Origin of the sequence: Bifidobacterium sp., from assembly GCF_051876855.1 — a bacterium.
Taxonomy (GTDB): Bacteria; Actinomycetota; Actinomycetes; order Actinomycetales; family Bifidobacteriaceae; genus Bifidobacterium.
Map to the genome: position 1 here is coordinate 55,687 of NZ_JBJEIH010000012.1, position 1,681 is coordinate 57,367.

Here is a 1,681-nt window from a genome sequence, read left to right on the forward strand (position 1 = left end):
AATTGTGCGATGGCCGTCAATACCGGCGACATTGCCCCGAGCAACGGGCCGATTGCTGATGAATTGTGCGATGGCCGTCAATACCGGCGACATTGCCCCGAGCAACGGGCCGATTGACTGACTCCAACGTATGCGGCCGCATACGCAAGTCGGTGCAAACAAACAGGACGCCGCCTCCCGGACCGGCATCCAGCCACACGCGCATGCCCAGACATACACAACCGGCACACCCCAATTTCCCCGGCCAAATCACCGCAAGAAACAGCACACTACGCATGCCACAACATACGCAACCCAACACATCCCCATTCTCCGCCCCCGAACCACCACCATCAACAGCACGCTACGCATACCCAGACATACATACCTCGACTCACCCCGCCCCCCCTGTCCCCCAATCACTGCAAAGAACGGCACGTCACGCATGCCAGAACACACACAACCCGACACACCCCAATTCCCCCGCCAAATCACCGTCGGAAGCAACACGTTGCGCATGCCTCGGGACACACACCTTCACGCACCCTATCCCCCTGCCCCAGACCGCCGCCGGAAACACCACGCCGCGCATGCCCAGACATACGCAACCCGACACACCCCAATCCCCCCGGCCAAATCACCGCAAGAAACACCACGTTACGCATGCCAGAACACACACAACCCGGCACACCCCCAATCCCCGGCCAGATCACCGCCGGAAGTAACACGCCACGCATGTCTTGGGACACACAACTTGACGATTGCCCGCTTCACCGCACAATCCGGCGCTGCAACGACAAGCCTTGCATGCCGCCGCATACGTGACACGACAAATCAAGCCATGACAGTCCCCATCTCTCAGCAGGCCTCGTCATCTGCCTGCGCAAGTATGTCAGGACATACGCAACACGCCGAACCCCTCTCTCCGCCGCTGATTCCCGGCAGCGACAACCCGCCTGCGCATGCCCCGGCATACGTACTCCGTCAATCATCCACGCCGCCCCGGGCAGCCCCGCCAGTCAGGAGGCATCATCATTCGTTCAGGTGGTGCTCGTAAGGTGTGATTCAACGACTGGACCAAAGGAGCATCGATGGCAGAGCACACCACAGCACCAGCAGATATTGCATCAAGCACGTCCGGCATCGCAACGACAGCGACAGCGACGACGACAGCGGCACCATACGCGGCACCTGAACGCCCGATTAATGTGGCGATTCTCGGCGCAGGACGTATCGCCCAGAAAATGGCGGCCACCCTCACCCTGATGGCGCAAGACCCGACGTACCGCGCGTATGCCAAACCATACGCCGTCGCTTCCCGCAACCAGGCGCGCGCAGACGAATTCGCCCGGCAGTACGGCATTCCGGTGGCGTACGGGTCATACGCGCAGATGCTGGACGACCCGGAAGTCGACCTCGTGTACATCGCTACCCCACATTCGCTGCACGCCGAGCAGGCGATCGCGTGCATGGAAGCCGGCAAGCATGTGCTGGTGGAGAAAGCGTTCACGGTGAACGCCGAGCAGGCGCAACATGTGATTGACGTGTCCGAGCAGACCGGCCGGCTGTGCGCCGAAGCAATTTGGACGCGATACATGCCGTCGCGCACGATGATTCGCCAGATGGTCGATGACGGCACCATCGGTGACGTGTGCGCGATCAGCGCGAACCTGAGCTATCCGACCACGCACAAGCAGCGGAT

At 61.2% G+C, this 1,681-nt stretch carries 1 protein-coding gene; it reads left to right on the forward strand.

The features are described from left to right. Window positions 1–1,223 precede the first annotated feature (1,223 nt). Window positions 1,224–1,681, forward strand: a 458-nt coding sequence (locus tag ACI38B_RS00635; protein ID WP_439729105.1) for a Gfo/Idh/MocA family protein, incomplete at its 3' end; no start/stop codon positions are given.